At 58.9% G+C, this 25,676-nt stretch carries 29 protein-coding genes and 1 other annotated feature; of the genes, 26 read left to right on the forward strand and 3 right to left on the reverse strand.

The genetic code is table 11. The features are described 5' to 3' along the window. Positions 1-10 precede the first annotated feature (10 nt). From OS242_RS10845 to OS242_RS10890, 10 genes are all read left to right on the forward strand, one after another. Positions 11-853: a shikimate dehydrogenase gene (locus OS242_RS10845; RefSeq protein WP_267151702.1), complete on the forward strand. Its 843-nt coding sequence runs from the start codon at positions 11-13 to the stop codon at positions 851-853. 56 nt (positions 854-909) lie between these two features. Next, positions 910-1,200, forward strand: coding sequence for a ribosome assembly RNA-binding protein YhbY (yhbY, locus tag OS242_RS10850; protein WP_267151703.1), 291 nt, complete (start codon positions 910-912; stop codon positions 1,198-1,200). Positions 1,201-1,204: 4 nt separating this feature from the next. Then, complete coding sequence (gene nadD / locus OS242_RS10855; protein WP_267151704.1) at positions 1,205-1,804, forward strand: nicotinate-nucleotide adenylyltransferase; 600 nt, start codon at positions 1,205-1,207, stop codon at positions 1,802-1,804. Then, positions 1,797-2,372, forward strand: a complete 576-nt coding sequence (gene yqeK, locus OS242_RS10860) for a bis(5'-nucleosyl)-tetraphosphatase (symmetrical) YqeK (RefSeq protein ID WP_267151705.1) — start codon at positions 1,797-1,799, stop codon at positions 2,370-2,372. Before nadD ends, yqeK begins: the two co-directional genes overlap by 8 nt. 74 nt (positions 2,373-2,446) lie before the next feature. Next, complete coding sequence (gene rsfS, locus OS242_RS10865; RefSeq protein ID WP_267151706.1) at positions 2,447-2,794, forward strand: ribosome silencing factor; 348 nt, start codon at positions 2,447-2,449, stop codon at positions 2,792-2,794. 22 nt (positions 2,795-2,816) lie between these two features. Further along, a complete protein-coding gene (locus OS242_RS10870) occupies positions 2,817-3,584 on the forward strand; it encodes a class I SAM-dependent DNA methyltransferase (RefSeq protein WP_267151707.1) in 768 nt (255 codons plus the stop codon). A 113-nt stretch (positions 3,585-3,697) separates the two neighbouring features. Next, positions 3,698-4,981, forward strand: coding sequence for a glycosyl hydrolase family 18 protein (locus OS242_RS10875; RefSeq protein WP_267151708.1), 1,284 nt, complete (start codon positions 3,698-3,700; stop codon positions 4,979-4,981). Between the two features lie 88 nt (positions 4,982-5,069). Beyond that, positions 5,070-5,342, forward strand: a binding site (T-box leader). Between the two features lie 54 nt (positions 5,343-5,396). Continuing rightward, the gene (leuS, locus tag OS242_RS10880; RefSeq protein WP_267151709.1) at positions 5,397-7,859 is read left to right on the forward strand and encodes a leucine--tRNA ligase; all 2,463 of its coding nucleotides are present in this window, start codon (positions 5,397-5,399) and stop codon (positions 7,857-7,859) included. A gap of 96 nt (positions 7,860-7,955) precedes the next feature. After that, positions 7,956-9,014, forward strand: a complete 1,059-nt coding sequence (locus tag OS242_RS10885; RefSeq protein ID WP_267151710.1) for a hypothetical protein — start codon at positions 7,956-7,958, stop codon at positions 9,012-9,014. Positions 9,015-9,137: 123 nt separating this feature from the next. After that, entirely contained in the window at positions 9,138-9,602 is a 465-nt protein-coding gene (locus tag OS242_RS10890; RefSeq protein ID WP_267151711.1) for a hypothetical protein, read from the forward strand. A 52-nt stretch (positions 9,603-9,654) separates the two neighbouring features. Here OS242_RS10890 and OS242_RS10895 read toward each other — a convergent pair whose 3' ends face one another. From OS242_RS10895 to OS242_RS10905, 3 genes are all read right to left on the reverse strand, one after another. Next, positions 9,655-10,743: a D-alanine--D-alanine ligase gene (locus OS242_RS10895; protein WP_267151712.1), complete on the reverse strand. Its 1,089-nt coding sequence runs from the start codon at positions 10,741-10,743 to the stop codon at positions 9,655-9,657. A gap of 92 nt (positions 10,744-10,835) precedes the next feature. After that, entirely contained in the window at positions 10,836-11,285 is a 450-nt protein-coding gene (gene mntR, locus OS242_RS10900; protein ID WP_267151713.1) for a transcriptional regulator MntR, read from the reverse strand. Between the two features lie 98 nt (positions 11,286-11,383). Then, positions 11,384-11,905, reverse strand: coding sequence for a YqeG family HAD IIIA-type phosphatase (locus OS242_RS10905; RefSeq protein ID WP_267151714.1), 522 nt, complete (start codon positions 11,903-11,905; stop codon positions 11,384-11,386). A gap of 145 nt (positions 11,906-12,050) precedes the next feature. On the opposite strand from OS242_RS10905, the gene OS242_RS10910 reads away from it, so the two are divergent. From OS242_RS10910 to OS242_RS10985, 16 genes are all read left to right on the forward strand, one after another. Next, positions 12,051-12,635, forward strand: a complete 585-nt coding sequence (locus tag OS242_RS10910; protein ID WP_267151715.1) for a helix-hairpin-helix domain-containing protein — start codon at positions 12,051-12,053, stop codon at positions 12,633-12,635. 10 nt (positions 12,636-12,645) lie between these two features. Next, on the forward strand, positions 12,646-14,970 hold the full coding sequence (locus OS242_RS10915; protein ID WP_267151716.1) for a DNA internalization-related competence protein ComEC/Rec2: 2,325 nt from the start codon (positions 12,646-12,648) through the stop codon (positions 14,968-14,970). A 42-nt stretch (positions 14,971-15,012) separates the two neighbouring features. After that, the gene (locus OS242_RS10920; RefSeq protein WP_267151717.1) at positions 15,013-15,489 is read left to right on the forward strand and encodes an alpha/beta-type small acid-soluble spore protein; all 477 of its coding nucleotides are present in this window, start codon (positions 15,013-15,015) and stop codon (positions 15,487-15,489) included. Between the two features lie 154 nt (positions 15,490-15,643). Beyond that, the gene (locus tag OS242_RS10925; RefSeq protein WP_267151718.1) at positions 15,644-15,901 is read left to right on the forward strand and encodes a hypothetical protein; all 258 of its coding nucleotides are present in this window, start codon (positions 15,644-15,646) and stop codon (positions 15,899-15,901) included. 100 nt (positions 15,902-16,001) lie between these two features. Further along, complete coding sequence (locus tag OS242_RS10930; protein ID WP_267151719.1) at positions 16,002-16,511, forward strand: hypothetical protein; 510 nt, start codon at positions 16,002-16,004, stop codon at positions 16,509-16,511. Beyond that, the gene (locus OS242_RS10935; protein ID WP_267151720.1) at positions 16,508-16,750 is read left to right on the forward strand and encodes a hypothetical protein; all 243 of its coding nucleotides are present in this window, start codon (positions 16,508-16,510) and stop codon (positions 16,748-16,750) included. Before OS242_RS10930 ends, OS242_RS10935 begins: the two co-directional genes overlap by 4 nt. A gap of 242 nt (positions 16,751-16,992) precedes the next feature. Continuing rightward, complete coding sequence (gene fabG, locus OS242_RS10940; RefSeq protein ID WP_267151721.1) at positions 16,993-17,709, forward strand: 3-oxoacyl-ACP reductase FabG; 717 nt, start codon at positions 16,993-16,995, stop codon at positions 17,707-17,709. Positions 17,710-17,779: 70 nt separating this feature from the next. Next, complete coding sequence (locus OS242_RS10945; protein WP_267151722.1) at positions 17,780-18,028, forward strand: acyl carrier protein; 249 nt, start codon at positions 17,780-17,782, stop codon at positions 18,026-18,028. A 54-nt stretch (positions 18,029-18,082) separates the two neighbouring features. Continuing rightward, complete coding sequence (locus OS242_RS10950; protein ID WP_267151723.1) at positions 18,083-19,294, forward strand: beta-ketoacyl-[acyl-carrier-protein] synthase family protein; 1,212 nt, start codon at positions 18,083-18,085, stop codon at positions 19,292-19,294. A gap of 3 nt (positions 19,295-19,297) precedes the next feature. Beyond that, positions 19,298-20,536 carry a beta-ketoacyl-[acyl-carrier-protein] synthase family protein gene (locus tag OS242_RS10955; protein WP_267151724.1) on the forward strand — a complete coding sequence of 413 codons (1,239 nt, stop codon included), beginning with the start codon at positions 19,298-19,300 and terminating at the stop codon, positions 20,534-20,536. A 17-nt stretch (positions 20,537-20,553) separates the two neighbouring features. Continuing rightward, positions 20,554-21,003: a 3-hydroxyacyl-ACP dehydratase FabZ gene (gene fabZ, locus OS242_RS10960; protein ID WP_267151725.1), complete on the forward strand. Its 450-nt coding sequence runs from the start codon at positions 20,554-20,556 to the stop codon at positions 21,001-21,003. 15 nt (positions 21,004-21,018) lie between these two features. Further along, on the forward strand, positions 21,019-22,248 hold the full coding sequence (locus OS242_RS10965) for an NAD(P)/FAD-dependent oxidoreductase (protein ID WP_267151726.1): 1,230 nt from the start codon (positions 21,019-21,021) through the stop codon (positions 22,246-22,248). Between the two features lie 14 nt (positions 22,249-22,262). Continuing rightward, the gene (locus tag OS242_RS10970; protein ID WP_267151727.1) at positions 22,263-23,084 is read left to right on the forward strand and encodes an SDR family NAD(P)-dependent oxidoreductase; all 822 of its coding nucleotides are present in this window, start codon (positions 22,263-22,265) and stop codon (positions 23,082-23,084) included. A gap of 15 nt (positions 23,085-23,099) precedes the next feature. Next, on the forward strand, positions 23,100-24,728 hold the full coding sequence (locus OS242_RS10975) for a phytoene desaturase family protein (protein ID WP_267151728.1): 1,629 nt from the start codon (positions 23,100-23,102) through the stop codon (positions 24,726-24,728). Positions 24,729-24,742: 14 nt separating this feature from the next. Continuing rightward, the gene (locus OS242_RS10980) at positions 24,743-25,264 is read left to right on the forward strand and encodes a hypothetical protein (RefSeq protein ID WP_267151729.1); all 522 of its coding nucleotides are present in this window, start codon (positions 24,743-24,745) and stop codon (positions 25,262-25,264) included. Further along, positions 25,265-25,675, forward strand: coding sequence for a DUF3237 domain-containing protein (locus tag OS242_RS10985; RefSeq protein WP_267151730.1), 411 nt, complete (start codon positions 25,265-25,267; stop codon positions 25,673-25,675). Position 25,676 lies beyond the last annotated feature (1 nt).

The raw sequence follows: 25,676 nt of genomic DNA on the forward strand, positions 1-25,676 counted from the left end.
GGGAATGGACATGATTTCCAGCCAAACGCGCTTGACAGGCCTGTTTGGACACCCAGTCGCGCATTCCAAATCGCCGCAGATGCACAACGCCGCGTTTGAAAGCGTAGGTCTTGATTGCCGCTACCTGGCGTTCGACGTCGCACCGGAGCGGCTCGGCGAGGCGGTGGCGTCGATCCGCGCCTTGCAGATGCTCGGTGTCAACGTGACGATCCCGCACAAGGTCGAGGTCATCCCCTATCTGGACGAGCTGTCGGAAGAGGCCCGGCTGATCGGCGCGGTCAATACCATCGTGCTGCGGGACGGCCGGCTGATCGGATACAACACCGACGGGATCGGCTACATTTCCGCTCTGCAGGAAGAGACCGGTGTGACGGTGAGCGGCAAAAGGGTGCTGATGCTGGGAGCGGGGGGTGCCGCCCGGGCGGTGGCGGCGCAGATGGCGTTGCAAGGCGCTTCGCACCTGACGTTTGTGGCGAGGGAAGCGGAAAAGTTGGCCGCTCATCTGGCTCATCTGACGCAGACGGACGGGATCTCCTTTGCTCAGCTGCAAGAGCGCGGAGCCGACTTTACAGCCGGATATGATCTGATTGTCAACGCCACCCCGGTCGGCATGCACCCGCATGTTGACGCCGTGCCGATGCCGACCGAGTGGCTGCGCGAGGGGCAACTGGTCAGCGACTTGATCTACAACCCGCGCATCACCCGCTTTTTGAAGGAAGCGGCTGCGCGCGGTTGCAGCGTGCACGGCGGCCTTGGCATGTTCATCCACCAAGGGGCGCACTCGTTTGAGATGTGGACGGGATCGAAAGCACCGACGGATGTGATGCGGCAAACGGTGGAATCCTATTTGTAGAGTGTGGTATACTCTACACTTGGCAACAGCTGACAGAAGAAGGAGTTACACAAACTATGCTAACCGGAAAACAAAAGCGTTACCTGCGTTCGATGGCTCACCATGTCACCCCGGTCACTCAGGTCGGAAAAGGCGGCGTGTCTGACAACATGATCGAGCAAATCAACATGGCGTTGGAGACGAAAGAATTGATCAAAGTCTCGATTCTGCAAAACTGCGAAGAAGACAAAGACGTCGTAGCCAAAGAGCTTGCCGAGCGCTCGGGTGCGGAACTCGTCCAACTGATCGGCAAGCAGGTCGTGCTCTACAAAGAGTCTGTAGACCACAAGCAGATCGAGCTGCCGTAGTCCGATGCGTCTCGGGGTGTTTGGCGGCACGTTTGACCCGATCCACATCGGCCATCTTGTGATCGCGCAGGTGGCGCTGGAAGAGGCGGGGCTCGATCAGGTGCTGTTCGTCCCCGCGGGGGTCAATCCGCTCAAAGTCGGCAAAGCGGCGACACCGGGCGAGCACCGGTTGGCGATGGTCAAATTGGCGATTGCCGGCACGCCGCAGTTTGCGGTCACCGACTGGGAACTGCGCCGCGACGGGCCGTCGTACACCGCCTTGACCTTGGCATACATACGGGAACAGCATCCGGATGATGAACTGTTTCTGATCATCGGGGCGGACAACCTCGAGATCCTGCCGAACTGGCGGGATGTCGAGCGTATCGCCGAACTGGCGACGATCCTCGCCCTGACGCGTCCGGGCACCGATCTGCAGGCGAGCGCGGCCGCTGCGGGCGCACAACTGGCGGGACTTCGTTCCCGCATCCGGCTGGTGGAGATTCCCGGACTCGACATATCTTCCACTTGGCTGCGCGACCGGCTTGTAAAGAATCGATCGGTCGCGCATCTCCTTCCCGCCGAGGTCATAGGGTATTGTAAGGAGAACAAGTTATATGAATGAACAATCGATGCAAGAGTTGGTCCGCCAAGCGATCTCCCCGGCAAGGTTTTGCCATGTCGAAGGCGTTGTGCAGACGGCCGACGAATTGGCCAGACGCTTTGGCGTAGACCCGGATCAGGCGCGGCAGGCGGCGTGGGCGCACGATTATGCTCGCGAATGGCCGGTCGACCGCTGGTATGAAGTGGCGAAAGAACGCGGTGTCGACGAACAATTTTTCGCGGTGGCGGAGCTTTTGCACGGCCACATTGCGGCGGCGATGCTGCCGGAGTTGTTCGGCATCGACAACGAGGATGTCGCCAATGCGGTGCGTTATCACACGTCCGGTCGGGTCGGCATGTCCGCTTTGGAAAAAGTGGTCTGCCTCGCCGACTACATCGAGCCGGGACGCACGTTCCCCGCTGTGGAAGACCTGCGCAAATTGGCGGAGCAGGACCTCGATCTGGCCCTCGCGTCCGCGTTCGACAACACGATTCGCTTTTTGCTGGATCGTCAGAAGCCAATTTTCCCTCTGACCGTGCTCGCACGCAATCATCTGTGGAAAGAGATCGCGGACAGGCGGAAACTTTAAGCATAGTACGCGAATAGGATGTAGCAAGGTGTAGTCAAAATAGTGTGACACTTCACCACTTAGGAGGCATGTGAATGAGCGACCGAGTTTTGGAATTGGCGCGGAGTGCGGCTGATGCAGTCGCAGATAAGAAGGCGAACGAAGTGGTGGTGCTGGACATCCACGATTTGTCAGTGATCGCCGATTATTTCATCATCTGCAGCGGGAATTCCAACACTCAAGTGCAGGCGATCGCCAAAGGCGTACGCGAGAAATTGGCGAAGATGGATTATCATCTGAAGGCGATGGAAGGGTACGACGAAGCGCGATGGGTGCTGCTTGACTATGGGGACGTGGTGATCCACGTGTTCCGCCAAGAGGAGCGCGAGTTTTACAACCTGGAACGGGTGTGGGGCGACGCTCCGCAACTGAGTCTCGTATAGCGGTAAAGCGAGGTCATTCTCTGTGTACGAAGAAGAATACGAAGAATCGTCATACGGGGAGTTCGCCGCCTATTATGACCTGTTGATGGGAGACGCTCCGTATGACCGCTGGATGGCCTTTTTTGAAACGGCGGTGGCGCGGTACGGTCTGGATCCGCGCCATATCGCCGACCTGGGCTGCGGGACGGGCACGATCTCGTGGTTGCTGCAGGAGCGCGGCTACAAGGTGACCGGCGTCGATCTGTCAGAGGACATGCTGGCGATCGCCCAAAGCAAAGGGGAGCCCAGCAACCGGCTGCGTTTTCTCTGTCAGGATCTGCGGGAGTTGCATCTGCCGGAGCCGTGTGATCTGGCTCTGTCCTTTTGTGATTCCTTCAATTATCTGACGGAGGAAGCGGACGTACAACAGTCGTTTGTGCGCGTCAAAAAAGCCCTGCGCGACGGCGGGGTGTTTCTGTTCGATCTGCACAGTCCGTACAAGCTGCGGGAACAACTCGGCGATCACGTCTTTTACGAAGTCGGAGAAGACGTGAGCTATATCTGGCAAAGCCGCTTTGATCCGGAACGGGTGAGCGTGGAGTACGACATCACGTTTTTCGCTCGGGCTGAAGAGGAAGAGGAGGAGTTGTACCGGCGCTTTCAGGAAGTGCACGTGCAGCGCGCGTACGAAGCGGACCTCGTCATCGGCTGGTTGCACTCCGCCGGATTCCAAACAGTAGAAGTATATGCGGACTTTGCGTGGGACGTGCCAAATGAAACCAGCGAACGACTGTTTTTTGTTGCGAAATAGGGCGCCTTGTCGAGACAGGGCGCTTTTTTGCGTTTTCAACCGGGCACTCACCCATCCTCACCGTCGAGAATAGGCTGGAGATACTCCCGGGTCAGGAGGGGATGAGTCAGGTTATGTATGTGCATGTTGTGAAACGAGGGGAAAATCTGCTGCAGATCGGCCGTGGTGTGGGTGTCAGCGCCGAGGAGTTGATCGGGATCAACGGAATCACCGACGAGGACCTCGTGCCCGGGCTGTCGTTGCTCGTGCCGACGAAAGTGCCGACTGCGCTTCACACATACACCGTGCGGGCGAGCGAAACGCTGCGGGGGGTGGCCAACCGTCATCGCGTACCGGAGCGGATGGTGATCGATGCCAATCTGCCGCTCCCGGTGGACGGACTGCCGGTCGGCCGGGTGCTGACGCTGCCGGTGCCGATGAACAAGCGGGGCGCCATCGAGGTGAACATGCGGCTGGAGGTGCAAGGCGAGCCGGAGGAGGTCGACACGGTGGAGGAGGCGGGAGCGTGCCTGTCGAGCGTTTCCCTCTGCGCGGCTGTGGTCGAAGGGGACGGCGAGCTGCGAGAGCCCTTTTTTGAGCGGGGACGCCTCGGGGAAGCGATCAAAGGGGCGGACCTCGGCCGGTTGCTGCTGATCGCTCCCAGCGACCCGCAAGCGGCGGAGCGGGTGGTGGCGCACGGACCGACGCGGCGGGCTTTTTTTGCCGAACTGCGCCCGCTGATCGGCCACGACGGCTACCGGGGCGTGCATCTGGAGTTTACCGCGCTGCCGCCGAAGTTGCGATTTTTGTTCACCGGGTTTGTGCGAGAACTGCACACGAGGTTGCGGCAGTGGCGGGGGGAGCTCTATGTCTCCGTACCGCCGATGACCGAGAGCGACGAGGATCATCCGCGCACCGGGGCGTACGATCTGGAGATGATCGGCCAGTATGCCGACCGGGTCGTCTGGAACGCCGATGAAGCGTACGGGCGCTGGGACAGCCCGCCGACGTCGCTTGCACCGCTGCATCTGATCCGCCGCACGCTGACGTTTGCGCAAGGGCGTGTCGCGGCGGGGAAGCTGTTGCTCGGGCTGCCCTTTTACGGCTACGACTGGGAAGTGCCGTATGAACCGGATCTGTCGCCGAGCCTCGTGCTGCAAGTGCCGCCTGTGCCGGAAGAAGTGACCGAGCGTCCCGGTCTCATCCATTGGGACGACCGGGCGTTGTCTCCGATGTTTCAGTACAGGGATGAAACGGGCAAAAAGCGGGAAGTCTGGTATGAAGATGTGCGCAGCCTCGCCGCCAAGCTGCATCTCGTGCGCGAATACGGACTCGCCGGGATCTCCTGCCACGTGCAGGGCATCGCACCTGTCGCCATTTGGCAGATGTTGTCGGAGTCGTTCTCTGTGCGAAGATGAAAGTCCACTGATAAAAAACATTTTCCAGAGTTTGTTTTTGTTGACAAAACGAATTTCGACTGCGTATACTACAGACAACAGGAAACGTCACAATGCGTCGAAGAGGATCAGTATCTGTTGCGGAGCCTTTCAGAGAGCCGACGGTCGGTGCGAGTCGGCAGGACACCGGATAGAGAACTCACCTTGGAGCTGCGGCCGGGAACTGTCTTGGACCAGACCTTCTGGAAGAGACATACTACTTGCCGCCGGATTCGTCCACGTTATCGGATGTGTGAAAGGGCAGACCGCGGGATGTATGATGCGGTTTTGCTGAAGTAGGGTGGTACCACGAGAACGCATACGCTAACCTCTCGTCCCTAGCGAATTGACGCTGGGGGTGGGAGGTTTTATTTATTTTCCAAGGAGGAATCCCGCCATGGCTGCTGAACACCGTTACGCACCTGCTGAGATTGAGAAAAAATGGCAACGCATCTGGGACGAGACACACGCGCACAAGACGCAAAACGACCCGGAAAAGCCGTACTACTACTGCCTCGAACAATTCCCGTACCCGTCTGGTCGCCTGCACATGGGCCATGTGCGCGTGTACACGATCGGCGACGTGGTGGCTCGCTTCAAGCGGGCGCAAGGATTTAACGTGCTCCATCCGATGGGCTGGGACGCGTTTGGGATGCCGGCTGAGAACTTCGCGATCAAGCACGGCGTACACCCGAACGTCTCGACCTGGGACAACATCAACTTCATGCGCGGCCAGGACAAAGAGCTCGGCATCTCCATCGACTGGGACAAAGAGCTGGCGACCTGCTCGCCCGACTATTACAAGTGGACGCAGTGGCTGTTCCAGCTTTTCTACGAGCGCGGCCTCGCGTATAAAAAGGAAGCGGCTGTCAACTGGTGCCCGGACTGCTCCACCGTCCTCGCCAACGAACAGGTGGAAGACGGCGGTTGCTGGCGTTGCGGCACCGAAGTGGTGAAAAAGGACCTCGCGCAGTGGTTCTTCAAGATCACCGACTATGCGGAGCGCCTGCTGACCGACCTTGACAAACTGCCGGGCTGGCCGGAAAAGGTCAAGACGATGCAGCGCAACTGGATCGGCAAGAGCACAGGCGCGGACATCACGTACAAGATCGCCGGACGCGACGAGACGGTGACCGTCTTCACCACCCGCCCGGACACGCTGTACGGCGTTTCCTATCTGGTACTGGCACCGGAGCACGCGCTCGTGCAACAGTTGATCGCCGGATATGAAAAGGAAGCGGATGTCCGCGCGTTCATCGATCAGGTCCGCAAAGCGTCCGAGATCGAGCGCACCTCCACCGACGCGGAAAAAGTCGGCATCTTCACCGGCTCCTATGCGGTGCATCCGCTGACCGGGGCGCAAGTGCCGATCTGGATCGCCAACTACGTGCTGCCCGACTACGGCACCGGCGCGGTGATGGGCGTGCCGGCGCATGACGAGCGCGACTTTGAGTTTGCTTCCAAGTATGAGCTGCCGATCCCGGTCGTCATCGAGCCGGAGGGCGGCCACCAAGGCCCGCTGACCGCCGCGTTCACCGAGGATGGCACGATCATCAACTCTGCTGAGTTTACCGGCCTGCACAACCGCGACGCGCTGACCAAGATCACCGCGCATCTGGAAGCGCAAGGCATCGGCAAAGCGACCACTTCCTTCCGCCTGCGCGACTGGCTGGTCTCCCGCCAACGCTACTGGGGCGCACCGATCCCGATGATCTACTGCGACTCCTGCGGCACGGTGCCGGTACCTAAAGACCAACTGCCGGTGCTGCTGCCGGAGAACGTTGACTTTGGCGTCAAAGGCAAATCGCCGCTGGCGACCAATGAAGAATTTGTCAACACGACCTGCCCGTCTTGCGGCGGCCATGCACAGCGCGAGACCGACACGATGGACACGTTTATCGACTCCTCGTGGTACTACCTGCGCTATGTGAGCGCGCAGGACGACAGCCAGCCGTTCTCTACTGAAGATGCCAACAAATGGCTGCCGGTCGACAAATACATCGGCGGGATCGAGCATGCGATCTTGCACCTTCTTTACAGCCGCTTCTTCACGAAGGTGTTGCACGACGCAGAACTGGTCAACTTTGATGAGCCGTTCGAGAGCCTGCTCACTCAGGGGATGATCGTCATGAACGGGGCGAAAATGTCGAAGTCCAAAGGCAACGTCGTCTCGCCGGAAGACATCATCGGCAAATACGGCGCTGACACCGCACGCGTGTTTATCCTGTTCGCCGCACCGCCGGACCGCGACCTCGAATGGAGCGATCAAGGCGTCGAGGGGGCGAACCGCTTCCTGAACCGCGTCTGGCGCCTTGTCGATAACAACCTGCACCAGATCCGCTCCTCCAAAGGGGCAAATGCGGAAGGCGCAGAGGCGAAAAAACTTCGCACCGCGATGCATGCGGCGATCAAAAAGGTCACCGAGGACATCGGCGACCGCTACCAGTTCAACACGGCGATCTCAGCGGTGATGGAACTGGTCAACGCGATCTACGCGTACCCGGAACACGCAGATCCGGGCACGAAAGCAGACGCGATCAAGACGGCGGTCATCCTGCTGTCTCCGGCCGCTCCTCACATCACCTCCGAACTGTGGGAGATGATGGGGCACAAGACCCCGCTGCATCAGGTGGTCTGGCCGACCTACGACGAATCGGCGCTCGTGTCTGACGAGATCGAATACGTGGTGCAACTGAACGGGAAGGTCAAAGACCGCATCGTCTTCCCGAAAGACACCACAAAAGAAGAGATCGAGCAGACCGTTCTCACTTCTGAAAAAGTGCAAGCGTTGCTGGAAGGCAAGTCGATCAAAAAAGTGATCGTCGTGCCGGGCAAGCTGGTCAACCTCGTCGTTGGGTAATGTTGCTAAAGTCCTGCGGAGTGGCCCTCTGCAGGATTTTTCTTCTGTGCGGAGAATAGATAGCTTTACGGAAAATAGTCAGGGGGAACTACAGAGATGAGTGAAAACAAGTATTTCATAAAACAAGTCTGGCGTTTGAAGGGGGATGCCCTGTTCGATCGCATTCCGTTTAAGGAAGAGAACAAGGCGCAGGACCTCAGCCAGACGACTCGTCCTGTGCTGTTGATCGAAACGAAATCGAACGGCGGAAGCAACAGCGTGTTTGCGCTCGGTCACGTGACCGAGGCGAGTGTGCAAGAAGATGCGCTGACCTTCCCGAATCAGACCGGGGAATTTCTGTACCATGTGCCGTTCGCTTATGACCTCGTGCTCGAAGACAAACAGGCCGGGATCACCCGCGATGAACTGCAAGAACTGGCAGGACAGAAATTTACCCCGCAGGCGAAAGGCGGCCTGTACGAGATCGAGGCGGACGTCTTTGAGCAGATCGTCGCGATCTTGAAAGAGCGAAACGGCGGCGCGGCAGCACCGGCTCCTGCAAAAGCAGAGGCTTCGGTAAAGGCAGAGGCTTCGGCTAAAGCAGAGGCTTCGGCTAAAGCAGAGGCTTCGGCTAAAGCAGAGGCTTCGGCTAAAGCAGAGGCTTCGGCTAAAGCAGAGGCTCCGGCAAAAGTTGCTGCTGAAACCGCTGTCAACACGGAACTGGCGGGTGCGCTGGCTGACGCACGCGCGAAACTCGCAGGCGAACCGGCTCTGCGCTTGCTGGTCGAAGAGGGTCACGTCACCTTCTACCCGGCTTCGCTGCTCGGCGCGGCTGACAATTTGGTCGATCTCCAGCAGATCCTCAATGAATACGTCACCAAAGGCGGACAAGCAGCACTGGAAGCGGCTTCCGCAGAAGCAGCAGCCGCGGCAGAAGCGACCACTGGTCCGCTGTACGCCAACGTGATCGGCCTCGTCGAGCGCCTTGTACGTGAAGGCCGCTACGAGACCGTCCAGATCCCGACGCTGGAAAAAGCGTTCTACCGGGAAAACAAACTGCCGCACCCGTACCTCTCCATCGAGCTCAAGGGTCGCCAAGGCCACCACGTCCTCGGCGCAGACGGCACGCTGTACACGACGGAAGGCAAAGTCGTCCAACATTATCTGGGCCTGTAATTCGTCCCTGCAAAAGACCCCCGTGCGTCCATTCCGGTCGCGCGGGGGTCTTTTCTAAATGGAGCATACCCAGTCGTAAGCGCGGGCATGATATTCGCAAACGCTTATTTGCAGGAGGGGACGATGAATCTAGTAAATCTGATGATGGTCGTGCCGGGCGTCCTGTGGACGATCCTCGCGATTTTGATTGTCAAGAGATTGTCACCTGCGGAAAAATACGCCGTCTGGTTTTTCACGATGGCATTTGCGTTGCTGTTCGATGTGTTCATCGGAGGCAGTCTCGATCTTTACGACTATGGGGGGGAAGGTGCGATACAGTGGCAGGACCTAGTTAACATCTCCTTGGTCAATCCCTCGCTTGCCTTGTTGTATCTGAACTTTCTCCCGCGTCGACGCTTTGCCATCCTGGTCTACACGGCGGTCTGGATCGGCTTCCTGCTCGGCTATGAGTGGCTGTTCCTTTACCTGAAGATCATGAAATACAAAGGATGGAGCATGTGGTACTCGCTCCTGATCTACCCGTTCCTCTTCTGGATCATGGTCCGGAATTTGCGATGGTTTCGTCATCTCATGCAAAAGTCTTCCTAAAAAACGGCTGCCCGTTCCGGGATGGAGCGGGCAGCCGTTTTTCGATATTGAATTACCGCGAGCGGTTTTGGTCTTGGTGGCGTTCGATCGCCAAATGGACCAATTTTTCGAGCAGTTGATCGTAGGGCAGACCGGTCACTTCCCACAGTTTTGGATACATGCTGTAGATCGTGAAGCCGGGGAAGGTGTTGATCTCGTTGACGAGAAACTCACCCGTTTTGCGGTCGAGGAAAAAGTCGACGCGGGACAGACCGGAGCCGTCGATGGCCTGGAAAGCCTTTAGAGCCAGTTCGCGCACTTCGTCGCTTTGTTCAGCGGACATCTCAGCCGGGATGACCATGACGGAGTTGCCGTCGACGTATTTGGCGTTATAATCGTAAAACTCGTCGTTGCCGGAGACGATCTCGCCCGGCACCGAGGCAAGCGGGTCTTCGTTGCCGAGCACCGCCACTTCGATCTCGCGGCCGTCGACCGCTTCCTCGACGATGATCTTGCGGTCATAGCGGGCGGCGATGTGCAGCGCTTCGATCAGGGAGGCGCGGTCTTTCGCCTTTGTTACACCGACGGAAGAGCCCATGTTGGCCGGTTTGACGAAGCATGGGTAACCGAGGTGCTCCAGCGACTGTGCCGTCGTCTCCGGGTCTTTTTCAAAGCGGGAGCGCAACACCGTCTCGTAGCGGCATTGTCTAAGACCCGCTTGGGCAAAGACCGCCTTCATCATCGCTTTATCCATCCCGACGGCCGAGGCGACGACGCCCGCGCCGACGTAGGGGAGGTTCATCAGTTCGAAAAGCCCTTGCACGGTGCCGTCTTCGCCGCGCGGGCCGTGCAGGACGGGAATGATCACATCGATGTCCTGCGCAGACTGAACAGGCAGGACTTGCGACACCGCTTCCGGCAGCAGCGCTTTGGCTTCTTCTTCGGTATATTCTGCCTGCAGCAGTTTGGCCGGGATCGGAGCGCCGAGGGCGTTGTAGGCGCCAAGGCCGACGTGCCAGGTACCCTCCTTGCTGATCCCGATGGGCAGGATGTCAAATTTCTCCGGGTCGAGGTTTTCGATCACCGACCGTGCGGATTGGATGGAGACTTCGTGCTCGCCTGACTGGCCGCCAAAGACGACACCGACTCTGATTTTCTTCATCCGCTCACTCCTCTCTTGATAACCATTTTATTATGCTCGACGTCTGGGCGTGTGTCCAGTGGAACAAAAAAAGCCCCGAGATCGGGGGCCGTTTATTGGTTCGAGGAGTCGAGGTCTTGGTTCAACTCTTCGAGTTCGTCGCAAAAGGTGTTGAACTCCTGCAAGCAATCGGTGTTTTGTTGGAAAAACAGCACGAGGTTGTTGAGCGCGTTCATCGTCGCCGGGGAGACGTGGTGCTCGATCCCTTCGACGTCGTTTTGGATCGTCTCTTCTTTGATGCGCAACATGCGCAAAAATTCTTCCAGCCGCTTGTGGCGTTGCTTCATTAGTTTGCCGAGGTGCTCGCCTTTGGCGGTGAGCACGATGCCCCGGTATTTTTCGTAGGTGACGAGCTTTTTCTCGTCGAGCTTTTGAATCATTTTCGTGACGGAAGAAGGCTGGACGGAAAGTGAGGAAGCGATGTCGGAGACGCGTGCGTAACCCTTTTCTCGCATCAGCTCATAGATTTTCTCCAAGTAGTCCTCCATGCTGGAAGTGAGCATCCGAAATCCTCTCTTTCCCCTAGGTTTGCAAGGCACGTATTATTTTACCCGAAACAAAGGGAATAAGCAAATATTGTTAATGGGTGTTAGAGAAAGATTCAGAGATGATCGTCCCATTGCATGAAACCGCGTTTTTTGAGCGATTTGTAAATGATGCGCTCGAAAAAGCGGTTGATTTTGGTGGGCAGGCCTTCGTAGTCGGAGATCGGGTCGACCCAGATCGTGTAGAAGCCGAAGCGGTTGCCGCCGTAGATGTCGGTGAGCAGTTGGTCGCCGACGACGACCGTGTCGCGAGAGGTGGTGTGAAGCAGGCGCAAGGCGCGATGGAACGGCTGCCCCCACGGCTTTCTGGCTTCATAGACAAACGGGATGCCGAGCGGGCGGGCAAATTCGCTGACACGTGTCTTGCGGTTGTTCGAGACGATCACCACTTTCATGCCGTGGTCGCGCACGTCTTGCAGCCACGAGCGGAGTTTTTCCGGGGCATCGGGGCTGTCTTGGACGACGAGCGTGTTGTCGAGGTTGGTGATGACGCCTTTGATGCCGCGGTTGCGGAGGGCTGTCAAGTCGATGTCGAAGATCGAGTGCAGGTGCAGGCTCGGGATAAATTTATCCAGCAACAGGGGGACCGCCTCCTTGTCCTCGTATAGTCGTTGGGGATAGGGTGAGCCGGTCGTGGGAGGCGGATACGAGGAGAAAGGAGGAAATCGTTTCCCGAAAGGAGAAGAGAGCAACCGAATTTCCATGCGAAAGGAGGAATTGAATGTGCAAAAGAAAGAGCGGTTTTTGATGTTGACGCTGTTGGTTGGGATCTTGCTGGCGGGGAGTGTGTATCTCTACGGCGGGAAACCAAATCAAGAGGCGATGGTGCCCGTAACGGCAGACCGGGCGGACGGGACCGGGCAAAAGGACGCGGCCGAAGCGGCGGTGATGATCAAGGTCCACGTGAAAGGAGAGGTCAACCGACCGGGCGTGTATCAGATCCCGGCCGATTCGCGCGTGATCGACGCTGTGGAAGCGGCAGGCGGGGCCAAGGACAGCGCAGATGTGAACGAGTTGAATCTGGCTGCGGTGCTGAGCGACAGCATCGAGATCGTCGTGCCGCAGACGGGTGTCGCCGCAAAGGAACAATCTGCGGCGCAGGGGGAACAGTCCGGCAAGATCAACCTCAACACCGCCACCGCCGATGAACTGGACAAACTCCCCGGCATCGGTTCGACGCGAGCACAAGCGATCGTCGACTACCGCCAGTCGAACGGCCGCTTTCTGACGGTCGACGATTTGAAGAACGTCCCCGGATTTGGCGTAAAGCTCGTCGATCAAGTGCGCGGCTCGGTGTTTGTCAAGTGAGGCGGGAATCATGACGCATCGGTTGTTGTTGCTCAGTTTTGTTGCTTTTTTGAGCGGTGTCATCCTCGCAGAACGGTATCCGGAATCTTGGAGTCCAGTGTGGGTTTTGATGCCTGTGCCGCTCTGTTTCTTGTTTCGCAAAAGACAGCTCAGCGCGCTGCTCACCGTTTCCCTGCTGACCGGGCTCTTTTACTCGGCCGCGTATCAGGCGCATCAGCGGCCGACGCTCGACGCATGGGTCGGGCAGGAGGTCGAGTTGCGCGGGAGGGTCGCACAGGAGCCGACGGTGAAGGCGAGCGGAACTTCTTTTACGCTGGAGGTCACCGCTGTCCGGATCGGGACTGCGTGGCGTCAGACGGAGGAGAAGGCCGTTGTGCGGCTGCGTGAGACGCGCGGCGGTACCGTGCGCGCCGGTGACCTGCTGTCGGTCGAACGCGCCCTGCTGGAAAAGCCCGTACCGTCTCGAAATCCCGGTGCTTTTGACGCGAAGAGCTTTTATGGCAGACAAGGGATCTTTTACTCACTGTCCCTCACCGCCGCGCAACTGACGGTGACCGGTCACGACGAAAAAGGTCTGTCCGGACGATTTTTTCTCCCGCTGCGGCAACGTTTGCTGCTCGTGTTGAATCAACAGTTCTCCCCGCAGCACGCCGCAGTCTTTGCCGGTCTGTTGTTTGGGATCACGGAGAACATCGACCAGGATCTGATCGAAACGTTCCGCGTACTCGGCGTCGTCCACATCCTCGCCGTCTCCGGCGCGAATGTGGCGATGATCACGGTGCCCTTTCTGCTCGTGCTGAAAAAATGGCAAGTCCCCGCACGTCCCCGCTATACCCTGACGATCCTCCTGGTCCTTCTCTACGCCGGCATCACCGGCTGGGAGCCCTCCGTCACACGCGCAGCCGTCATGGCGATCCTCTTGCTCGTCGCCCGCATGCTGACCCGCGCCGCCGATCCGCTCACCGCATGGGCGCTCGCCGGGTGGATCGCGCTGCTGCTCCATCCCCGGATCTGGCAAGACCTCGGCTTTCAACTCACGATGATCATCACCCTCGGATTACTCCTGATCCCCTCTCGATTGGAAAAACGGTTCCCCCGTATCCCCCGCAGTGTCCTTTTTACTCTCACCGCAGAACTGATGTCCGTTCCGCTCGTCCTCTCGGTCACTCCCGTGTGGACACCGTTGTCTCTCCTCGCCAATCTGTATCTCATGCCGCTGCTGGCCGCGCTCGTGCCGCTGGGGCTGGTCACGGTGTTGCTCGGGCTGGTGCACCCCGCTGCGGCGACGCTGCCCGCTCTGCTTGCAAAGTGGGGGCTGCAAGGGCTGTTTCTGGACCCTTTGCAGCGGGCCGGAGCGAGCGGCATCGGGGTCACGCATGTGCAAGCACCGCCGGTGTGGTGGCTCGCCGTGTATTACTCGATGTGGATCCTCTACGCATCCGGCCGGTTGAAACACCGATGGCGGCAGGGGGCGCTTTTCGGTCTGGCGTTCCTTTTGGCGGCCGGGATGTTGTGGCGTTCGTATGGGCCTGCGCCATTGACTGTCACGTATCTCGATGTGGGACAGGGCGATGCGATCCTCATCCAAACTCCGCAGCGGCACGTCTGGCTCGTCGACGGCGGCGGGGTGCCGGGCTTTTTGAAAACGGACTATGATGTCGGCGAAAAGGTCGTCGTGCCGGCGCTCGCCTCGCAGGGCATCGACGAGATCGACGTGCTGGTGATCACGCACCCCGACGAAGATCATATCAAAGGGCTGGGAGCGGTGTTGAAACACGTTCATGTCAGGCACATCATCACCTCGTTCGCGGCACAAACCTCCGAAGAGGCGCCCTTTTACCACGAGTTGATCGCGGATGCAAAACGGCGCGGCATCGCTGTCACAAACATCCAAAAAGGCGACCGCCACACCCCCGAACCGGGCCTCGAAGTTCTCTATCACAATCCTCCCGGACAACCTTTTCAAAACACTCGCTCAGACAGCAATGCAAACTCAATCGTCTTTTCCATGATCTACGGACAGCGGCATTTTCTCTTTGCCGCCGATCTGGAAGGCGAGGTGGAACGCAGGCTTGGCTCTCTGCCGCGGACGGACGTGCTGAAAGTGGCTCACCACGGCAGCGCGCACTCGACGACTCCGGAATTTTTGCGGATGGTAAAGCCCCGTCACGCCGTGCTGTCGGCAGGGGCGCGCAATCGCTACGGGCATCCGGCACCTGCCGTTGTGGAGCGGCTGACGGCGGCGGGGAGCACCGTGTGGCGAACAGACAGGCAAGGGGCGATCCGCTGTCAGACGGACGGCGAGGAGTTGAAGTGTCTCGCGTGGGCAGACTAAGCGGTGTACCGCCCAAACTCCGGTCAAAGGGGGAATCTTCTCATGGGGAACAATCGCAACCGCAACCGAGTCGAAGTACCCGGCGCACGCGCTGCATTGGATCACCTCAAAACAGAAGTTGCTTCCGAACTGGGCATTCCGAACTATGACCAGCTGGATTTGGGTGCTCTGCCATCCCGCCTGAACGGGAAAGTCGGCGGCTTGATGGTGAGAAAGATGATCGAGTTCGCCGAACATGCGATGCAGGGATCGCCGCAAGTCTTGCAAGCGGTTGAAGCGGAGCCGGGAGCTACTCAGGAAGACATCCGCGTGGCCCAGCAATCGATGCAGGCCGCGAATGCTTTCGTGGGGCAGTTCAACCAAACGGGGCAACTGCCGCAACAACAAATGCAGGCGACGGGGTTGCCTTTGCAAGCATTTAATGAGCAGTTGCAGGCGTTGAACCAGCAACAGCCCATGCCGAATCCCGCGATGCAACAGGATGCGCAGGCGTTCCTTGAAGGACCATCGTTCCAGTAGAACTCCGTCTTTGGTACGCAACAAGGCGGCGCACCCACGCGGTGCGTCGCTTCTTTGACAAATTTCTGAACATTTGGCAAAGATTGATCGTTGCTCAGGCAGGACCGGGTGTCGTACCCTGACTATAAGAGAGACAGCAGGAGGAACAACTGCCATGACACCGAATGTTCATCAAATCGTTTTGCAAATGTCAGAACTGTCCAAGCAATTATCTGAACATCAGAACGAGATTCTCAAGCTGCAGACGAGCGACTTCATTCGTGCCTTTGTCTCGATGACCACGGCGATCGAACAGTTGGACAGCGTCCGCGAAGTGATGCGGGGTCGCGCCGACAATCTGCTCTCCCGCCCGGACGCCACCGAGCGCAAACTGCGCAAAGAGCATCTCAAACTGGTTGTCAACAACAAATAGATGTGACAAAAGCCCCTACTTTTTGCCTGCATAGCAAGTTCGGTAACGTCAGATATTAGGACAAGTACCGATCTCACGGCAAAAGGGAAGGGGCATTGTTATGTACGAAACTTGGGTCAAAAGCATGATTGACATCCTTGATGAACTGGCACCGGTCACGGTCGTCCGCACGCGGTATGAACTTCCGCTCGGCTCGGTGACCGGCGATCACAGCACGCACGTGCACGCGCGGCTCGACCTGATCGACGATGACAGCCCTTGGTGCGACCTCGTTATGGAAGAGGCGGGCGATCAGGTGTCGATCGGATACATGATCCACATCCCGAACTTGAACAAGCGCACCGACAAGGAGATCGTCGCCAACATCAAGACGATCGGCGAAGTGTCGGACGTATTTTTGCTGACTCCAGTGGGCGAAATCGGTCAAGAGACCTATGTGATCAAAGGCACGATCACCGCAACCATGGAACATCCCACCGACAATTTCAACAGCGCCACGCACGACATGGCGGAAAAGATCGTCCGTCTGATGCAAGCGGGCGGCTATGATGTCACCCAAGGTCAGGACGGAGTGCGGGACGACGATCTCGTCACGTGGCCTGTCGAATGATGGAGAACGAAAGCCGACAACCGCTCGACAAAGAGCTGGTGCAAAAATTGTTCCTCATGCAGCCAGACAATCGCCTGACTCCTGCCCAGATGGTGCGGCGTTCGCTGTTCCCCAGATGGGAAGTGATCACCCCGGCGGAGCACAATCCCGTGGACGAGGAAGACCGCAGGATCACGGAGATTTTGTCCGCCGCAACCCCGGAAACTCAAGCAGAATCAGCAAAACACCCCGACGCATGAGCGCGGGGTGTTTTTTTGTATCTTTTTGATGTGATTGTCTTATATATAAAATTAATTATTTTATAACTATCTTGACAAAAAGTTAGGTTCGTTGTGATAATAGCTACTGAGGGACAGATTCTATCAACTTTGTAAATCAGGTTGTAGAAGTAATTTCTCGAAAGATAGCATCATCTGAAGAAAAACGTAGATTTTGATCGGTGGAGAGGTGACAAAGTTTGCTGAATGGGAAGCGGTACTTAGTGACCGGCGGGTCCCGCGGCATTGGCCGTGCGACCGTTTTGGCTCTGGCAGAGGCAGGAGCTGACGTCGCGTTTACCTACAGCAGCAACGAAGAGGCGGCTCACGATGTCTGTAAGGCGGCGGAGGGCTACTCGGGCAAGGTGCTGGCGATTCAGGCAAACGCAGAAGATTTCGCAGCGGCGAAATCGGCGGTCGAACGGGTTCACGATGAGCTCGGCGGCTTGGATGGCGTTGTGATCAACGCGGGCATCACGAAAGACCGCCCGCTGGTGATGATGCCGGAGGGAGACTGGGATGATGTGATCGCCACCAACCTCAAAGGCACGTTCAACTACGCACGGGCTGCCGTCTACGGCATGATCCGTGAGCGCAGCGGCCGCATCGTCTGCGTCTCCTCGGTCAGCGGACTGACCGGCGTGCTCGGACAATCGAACTACTCGGCGACAAAAGCCGGACAGATCGGTTTCGTCCGCTCCTTGTCCAAAGAGGTGGGACCGTACGGCATCACCGTTAACGCGGTGGCCCCCGGTTTTATTGAGACCGACATCTGGGAACAGATCCCGGAGAACAAGCGCGAAGGCATTCTGGCCAGCATTCCGGTCGGACGTCTCGGTCAAGCGCAGGAAGTCGCGGCGGCGATCCGCTACTTGCTCTCGCCGGATGCGGCGTACATCACCGGCAGCGTTCTGGTGATCGACGGCGGGCTCAGCTCGTAGTCGTCTCATCATCGAAATAATCAAAATAGTTTTTACTTAATCTAACTTACTATTCTGGGAGGAATCAATCATGAACGAAATGGAACTGAAAGGTCAACTGAAAGAAATCATCGCAGAGATCATCGAAGTCGACGAGTTCGGCGACGACGAAAACTTTGTCCGCGACCTCGGCGTCGACTCGATGATGGCACTGGAGATCGTCGCTCGCATCGAGAAGAGCTACCGTATCCGCATCCCGGAAGAATTCCTGCCGGAGATCAAGACCCTGACGGACGTCACCCGTGTCGTCTCCAACGTTATGCAGCCGATCAACGGCTAATTCCGTCTGAAGCTATAGGAAATACTTCATATACGAATAAAAGGAGGAACCAGGATGTCACGACGCATTGCGATCACCGGTCTTGGCGTGTTGTCGCCGATCGGGATCGGTCATCAGGAGTTTTGGAACAACCTGATCGCCGGCACGGTGGGCACCAAGAAGATCAAAGCGTTTGACACTTCGATCTTCGACGTGCACAACGGCGGCGAGGTCGACGGTTTCGTACCGGATCAATATTTCAAAGTGATCAACCCGGAAGTGGCGGGCCGCACGACTCAACTGGCGGTCGCCGCAGCCCGGATGGCTGTCGAGGACGCAGGTCTGACGGGCGACTCGTATGAAGGCGAGCGCATCGGGGTCTGCATGGGCACGACGATGGGCAACCAATCGGTCGTCGAGGATGACAACGATGCGCAGATCAAGGGCGGTTCGCCGTTGATCCCCGATCTCGTCTCTCACTACGCGGAGGTGTACATCTCGGCGGCGGTGGCGGAAGAGATGGGCGCAGAAGGTCCGATCTCCGTAGTCCCGACCGCATGCGCGGCCGGCAACTACGCGATCTCTTGGGGCGCGGACCTGATCCGCGACGGGCTGGTCGATGTCGCCATCGTCGGCGGTGCAGACGCGATCTCGCGCGGTTGCTTCGCGGTGTTCCATCGCCTCGGTGCCATCGCACCGGAGGTCTGCCAGCCGTTCGACGTCAACCGCAAAGGGATGATGGTCGCGGAGGGCGCCGGCTGCGTCATCCTTGAGGATTACGACAAAGCGGTCGCTCGCGGCGCGCACATCTACGCCGAACTGCTCGGCTACGGTCTCGCCTGCGATGCGCATCACCCGACCGCTCCGCACCCGGAAGGTCTCGGTGCAAAAGGCGCGATGCAACGCGCATTGGTGGAAGCCGGGATCGGCGCCGAATCGGTCAACTACGTTTCAGCACACGGCACCGGCACCCGCGCCAACGACTCCTCGGAGTCGCGCTCGGTCCGCGACGTGTTTGGCGTTCGTGCTGATGAACTGCCGACCTCCTCGATCAAATCGATGCTCGGTCACACGATGGGTGCCGCCTCCGCGATTGAAGCGGTCACCTGTGCGCTGACGATCAAGCACGGCGTGATCCCGCCGACGGTCAACTTTAAAGAATCGGACCCGGACTGCCTCAATCAGATCGTTCCGAATGAAGCGATGTCCTATCCCGTGGAAGTGGCGCTGAGCAACTCGTTTGCATTTGGCGGCAACATCTCCACGATCATCATGGGGAGAGTGTAAGCGATGACCTATCAAGCAGACTCCATTGTCATCACAGGGATCGGCGCTGTGTCCGCCTTCGGTCTCGGTGCCGACGCGGTCTGGGCGGCGCTGGAAAACGGCGAGACGCCGCGCGCGCTGCTCGAAGGCGAAGCGACCTCTTCCCCGCAGACCCCGTACGGGGTGAAGGTGGGCAACTGGAACCCGGTCGAACTGCTCGGCAAACGGGGCTTGCAATTCCTGCGCCCCAGCACCCAGTTCCTGCTCGGCGCGTCGCAACTGGCACTCGCCGAAGCGGGTCTGAACGAGCAGATGCCCGATCCGGACGACCTCGGCGTCGTCATCGGCACCAACCTCGCCGGGCTCCAATCGATCACCAACTACGACTTCACCGCTGTCACGGAAGGGCCGCAGTACGTCTCGCCGATGGAAGCGCCGAACACGCTGGCGAACGCACCGGCCTCGCATCTCGCGATCCGCGTGCAAGCCCGTGCGCTGAACACGACGATCGCGTCCGGCCAGTGCGCAGGGTTTGACGCGCTCGGCTATGCGTCCAAGATGCTGCGCGAAGGCCGTGCCCGCTATGTGCTGGTCGGCGGCGTCGAAGAGCTGAACGAGCGGGTGCTGTGGATGTACCAAAATTCCAACGTCCTGCCGCACGAACGCCCGGAAGACGCGGGTCGTCCGTTCGACGGCAAGAGCACCGGCTGGGTGCCGGGCGAAGGCGCGGCTGTGCTCGTGCTGGAGCGCTACGAAGATGCGGTCAACCGCGGTGCGAAACCGCTGGCTGAACTGGTCTCATGGGCAGCGTCCTTCTCCGCACCGTCCTCGGTGGAAAAACGGGCGAAGGGACTCGCTCGTGCGGCGAAAAACGCGCTGCAGATCGCGAAATTGTCTGCCGAAGAGATCGACCTCGTCGTCTCCGGTGCGAACGGGCATCACGAACAGGACCGTGCGGAAGCGATGGCGATCACCGAACTGTTCGGCGAGCAACGTCCGAACGTCGACGTGTGTGCGATCAAAGGCACGCTCGGCGAGTCGTACGGCGCGAGCGGCCTGTTCCAGGCTGTGGCTGCTGTCGGCGCGCTCCAGCGCGGCACCGTTCCGGCGACCGCAGGCTATGAATCTGAAGATTCCGAAGCTCCGCACCTGCCGGGCCTGCGCGCCGAATCGCGCAGCTTTGCAGGCAACCATGTCCTCCTGACCGGCCAAGACCTGTTCGGCTCGGCCAGCGCGGTCGTGCTGCGCGGTGCCGGCGCGTAACGAAAGGGGTTTCCTCAATGACGACGACTATCAAGCTCGGCTTTGATCAAGTTCGCCGCCTGCTGCCTCAGGCGTACCCGTTTTGCCTCGTGGACGTAGTCGAAGAACTGACACCTGGCGAGCGGATCGTCGCCCGGAAAAACATCTCGGGGAACGAGTGGATGTTCCCCGGGCATTTTCCGGACAAAGCGATCTATCCGGGCGTGCTGCTGATCGAAGGCATGGCCCAGACCTCGATCCTGCTGTTCAAAGGGGCGGAAGATCAGGACGCTGATTTTGAAGGCGCGACCTTCATGATCGCCTCGGTCAAATCGAGATTTCTCGCGCCGGTCGTGCCGGGCGATCAAGTCCGCTACACCTGTGAAGTGGTCAAGGTGGTCTCCACCGGCGGCGTGATGGAATGCACAGCGACTGTTGACGGCAACGTGGTCGCCAAGGCAGACCTGACCTTTGCGGTTCAACGATAAAGGGGAGGGGTCTTTGTGAAAACGGATGTTGTCGTGATTGGCGGCGGTGTGGCCGGAGCCGCATCCGCCTTTTTCCTCGCAATCAAAGGGCTGCGCGTCGTCGTGCTCGACAAGACGCGGTTTCCCCGCGATAAGATCTGCACCTCGACGGTCAACCCGCGCACGATGACCTATCTGCTCCAGATGGGCGTGATGAAAGAGCTGCTCAAAGACGGCATGCTTCCGGTCGAAGGGATGCAGGGTGTGTCCTATGAAGGCAACTCCTTCAGAGGCTACTACGGGGAGAGCCATTACCCGTATGTGAACTTCGGCCACACGATCCCCCGCCACCGCCTTGACAGCGCGATGGCCGACCGGATCAAAGCGTTGCCGAATGTGGAATTTCTGGAAGACTGGGCGGTCGAAGAAGTTCTGTACGACGCTTCCGGACGCGCCGTCGGCGTGCGCGGCAACCACGAGGGCATCGTGACCGACATCCATGCCGACATGGTGATCGACGCAGCGGGACGCGGTTCCATCGTCGCCCGCCAAAACGGATTTTTCGAACCGGTCACCGACCATGAACGCTATGCGGTCGTCTGCCAGTTTGACAACGTCGACCTGCCGCACCCGCTGTTCACCATCGGCACCGACGATCAGACCGGCCCTGGCTACTACTGCGTGTTCCCGGTGACGGAGACGACGTCGATCCTCGGCTTTATCATCGACAAAAAAGTCTATGAAAAAGTCCAGGCCGATCCGGGTGCTTGGGTGGACGAGTATGTGCGCCGTCCGGACTGGCACTGCCGCGAGTGGCTGGCGAACGCCGTCCGCTCGACCGATGTGGTCACGTTTGGCCCGCTGGCGTTCAACTCGAAGCAGATCACGAAGAACGGCATTTTGATGGTCGGCGACACGACCGGATTTTTCGATCCGCTGACCGGCGAAGGCATCGGCAACGCCCTGCGCTCCGGGGAGCTGGCGGCCGACACGGTCGCGAAGCTGCTCGGCGGCGGCGCAGACTGGGACGCGGAGCATGAGTTCTACGCGAAACAACTCATGTCGGAGAAAAAGGAAAGCGTCGATCAACTGATCCAGATGAACCGGATGCTCAAACGTCCGATCGTCTACAACCGCTTTGTCGACGCGCTCTCTCAAAACCAAGAAGCTGCAAACTGGGCAGCGCGCTCCTTTGCCAACATGTTGCCGGCGGGTGAACGCTCGTCCGGACGTCTATTTGAGCTTGTCGCAGCGCGGCAAGCGTAGCGGAGGGAACCACGATGAATGAGACGTTTACAGGCCGCACCTACCTCGTCACCGGCGCGGCTCGCGGCATCGGCCGCGAACTGGTCAAAATGCTGGCTGCCGAAGGGGCAGAGGTCTTTTTCACCTATTACCAAGAGCAAGACAAAGTCGATTCCCTGCTCGATGAACTCGGTCCGCTGGCTGCCAACGTCGCGTGCGTCGAACAAGACGCTCGCGTGCCGGAAGGGGCGCAGCGCGTCGTCGATCTCGCCATCGAGCGTTTTGGCAAAATCGACGGTCTGATCAACAACGCCGGCTACAAAGTCGACCGTTCGTTTGTGATGATGCATCAGGAAGACTGGGATGACCAGATGAACATCAACCTGAACAGCGTCTACCACTACTCCCGCGCAGTCGCCTACCACATGATGCGCCGCAAATACGGCCGGATCATCGTCATGGGCGCCGTCTCGGGCTCGCTGATCGCAGGTCCGTATCAAGTGGCGTACGGCGCGTCGAAGGCCGGTCTGATCGGCTTCACCAAATCGCTGGCCTACGAACTGGCCCGCTTCAACGTCACCGTCAACATGGTCACCGGCGGCATGATCAACACCGACGGCATGAAATTCCCGGAGGACATCCGCAAAGTCTGGGCGGAGCACATCCCGCTGCAACGGCTCGGCAACGCGCCGGAAGTGGCGTCGATGGTCAAATATCTGCTCACCCCGATGTCCGACTACATCACCGGACAAAACTTCGTCATCGACGGCGGCATGACGCTGCTCGGCTTTACGAAGATCGAAAATATGTTGCCGTCCTACAACAAGGGCGCATCGAATCTCGGCCAAACGATTTAAGGAGGGCATTCCAATATGTCGAAAGTAACCGGCGCCGTCGAACAAGCGCTGAAAAACCCCGCACCGCTGGCATCCAGCTATGACGCAATCGTAATCGGAGCCGGCATCGGCGGCCTGTTCTGCGCCAACTTCCTGGCACACGCAGGCGTCAAGACGCTGCTGATCGAACGCCACGACCTCGTCGGCGGCTATATGCAAGGCGGCTGGCACCGCGGCTTCTATTTTGACTACGGCACGCAGTCCAACGAGATCAAAGGCGCGATCGAACCGGCGCTGGAAGTACTCGGCCTGTCTGACCGCGTCACGTTCCACCAGTGCCACCACCGCTTCATGACCCCGGACGGCCTCGACCTGTCCTACCACACCCTCGACGACGCGGAGCGCGAGTTTTCCGCTGCGTTCCCGGAGACGGCAGACGGCATCAAAAAGTACTTCGACTACTACCGCCGTGTCACCGAAGTCTCCAAGATGGTCAACATCGACGGCCTCGGCTCGATCATCAAGGGCAACTCGATGGAGTGGATGCCGGACTACCACGCGTATTGGAAGACCAAACCGTACTACGAAGAGATGATGGAGTACGATTCGATCCACTCCTGGCGCAAAGCCCGCGAGTTCCTCGGCGGCGACTCCCGCATCGCCCGCGTCCTGACGCACTTCGGTTATCGCAACCAGTCCTGCCTCTCCACCGGGATCTTCTGGCACATGTGGCGCGAGGACTACTTCTACAATGAAGGCGGCAAACAAGTCTTCATGGACATGCTGGCAGACGCGTTCGTCGAGCGCGGCGGCACGCTCGCGATGAAGACCGACGTCGAAGAGATCCTCATCGACGGCGACACCGCAGTCGGCGTGCGCCTCGCAAACGGCAAAGTGGTTCGCGCGTCCAACATCATCTCCAACGCCGACATGAAGCTGACGTTTGAAAAGCTGTGCGGCGGCCACGAACTGCTCCAGCCGTGGATCCAACAGATGCGCAAAACCACGCTGTCGGAAGCGTTCTTCTCCGTCTACCTCGGCCTCGACATGCCGGTCGAAGAGCTCAACGAGCACCTCAAAGGCGCGCATCACTCCTGGATCTTCCCGACCGACAACCCGGTCGCCGAACCGTTCGACCTGTCGTTCCACGGCGGCTTGCCGGTCGAAATCTCCGCTCCGTGCCTGCATGACCCGTCGCTGGCACCGGAAGGCCAGTCTTCGGTCGTACTCCAGACGTTCTCGTTCTTTGACTGGATGAACCGCTGGAACATCACTGCCGACGGCCGTCGCGCAGGCGACTACCGCGACACGAAAAAAGCGGTCGAGCAGCAGATCATCGAAAACTTTGCCAAAGTCGTGCCGGGCGTGCAAGACAAGATCAAGTTCCAATTTTCTTCCACGCCGCTCACTCACAAGCGTTACACGATGAACGAAGAGGGTGCGACCGGCGCTTGGACGTGGAACCCGAAGCGCACGTTCGTCAAACTGACCGAACAGCGCGTGACCACGCCGATCAAAAACCTGTACTGCGGCGGCCACTGGGCGCTCTATCCGGGCGGCCTGCTCACCGCGACCATCGCGGGCAAGATGGCGGCCGACTGCGTCATCCACGGCTACGACCCGGAAAAAGCGGCAGCATCCGCTGAGATGGTCGGTTCCAACTAGGAGGTGCTGGCCCCGTGCCGACGAGCAAAGAAGAAGAAAAGCTCTATATGATGTGGTGGCTGCATGACGGCCAATGGTACCAAAACGTCGCCAAGCGATTCGGATTTGATGCGGCGAACGAGATCAACAAGGAAGCGGCCCGCTTTATGGCTCGCCGCTCCATGCAGTTGCTCGTTCGCGAGCGCGGCATCGACCCGGATGAGATCACGTTGGAAGAAGCGGTCGAACTGTACATGACCGCTGCGAAAAACATGTGGGCAGACGGCTGGGTCGAGCTGGAGGCTTCGATCACCGGCGACGATACGTTTGACGTCACCACCACGAAAAACTTTGCCCTGCAATGGATCGACAAAGCGGGCACCCTCGACAAATACGACTGCCCCTGCCTCGAACTGCGCGAAGGCTGGTTCAAAGGCCTTGGCATTCGTAAATTTGAACAGGGCAAAAACTCCTGCATGTGCGACGGCGCAGAGGCGTGCACCTTCTGGGCGAAGGTCAACCTGCCGAGCGCCGCAAACAAGGAGGAAGCGAAATAGATGGACAAGCTGCTCTATCAAATCGATGGCCGCTTCGTCAAGCGCGAAGTGATCGGCCATGTGCCGAGCGGGGAGCGCACCAACTTCCACTACATGGCGGAGATCGACGGGCCGGAGCTGAAAGGCTCCCTGCGCGGCATCGACTACGCCTTGACGGTGGACGGCGTGGTGAACGTCCACATCCATGAAGTGCTGACCACCGAGGAGGGCGACCTGATCACGCTGGAGCGGATCGGCCGCTCCCTCCCCTCCGAGGAGGAGGGCATCACGATCATCCAAGGCGAAGGACGGGCGCAGACCGCGTCCGCCAAGTATGCGTGGGTGAACGAGATCCCGCTGGTCTGGCAGGCGCGCTTCGATCAAAATTCGATCCACTTCAAAGCTCAAGTCCATCGCGGGGACGAAGCGTAAG

Origin of the sequence: Tumebacillus lacus (genome assembly GCF_026410385.1) — a bacterium.
GTDB classification, from domain to species: Bacteria; Bacillota; Bacilli; order Tumebacillales; family Tumebacillaceae; genus Tumebacillus; species Tumebacillus lacus.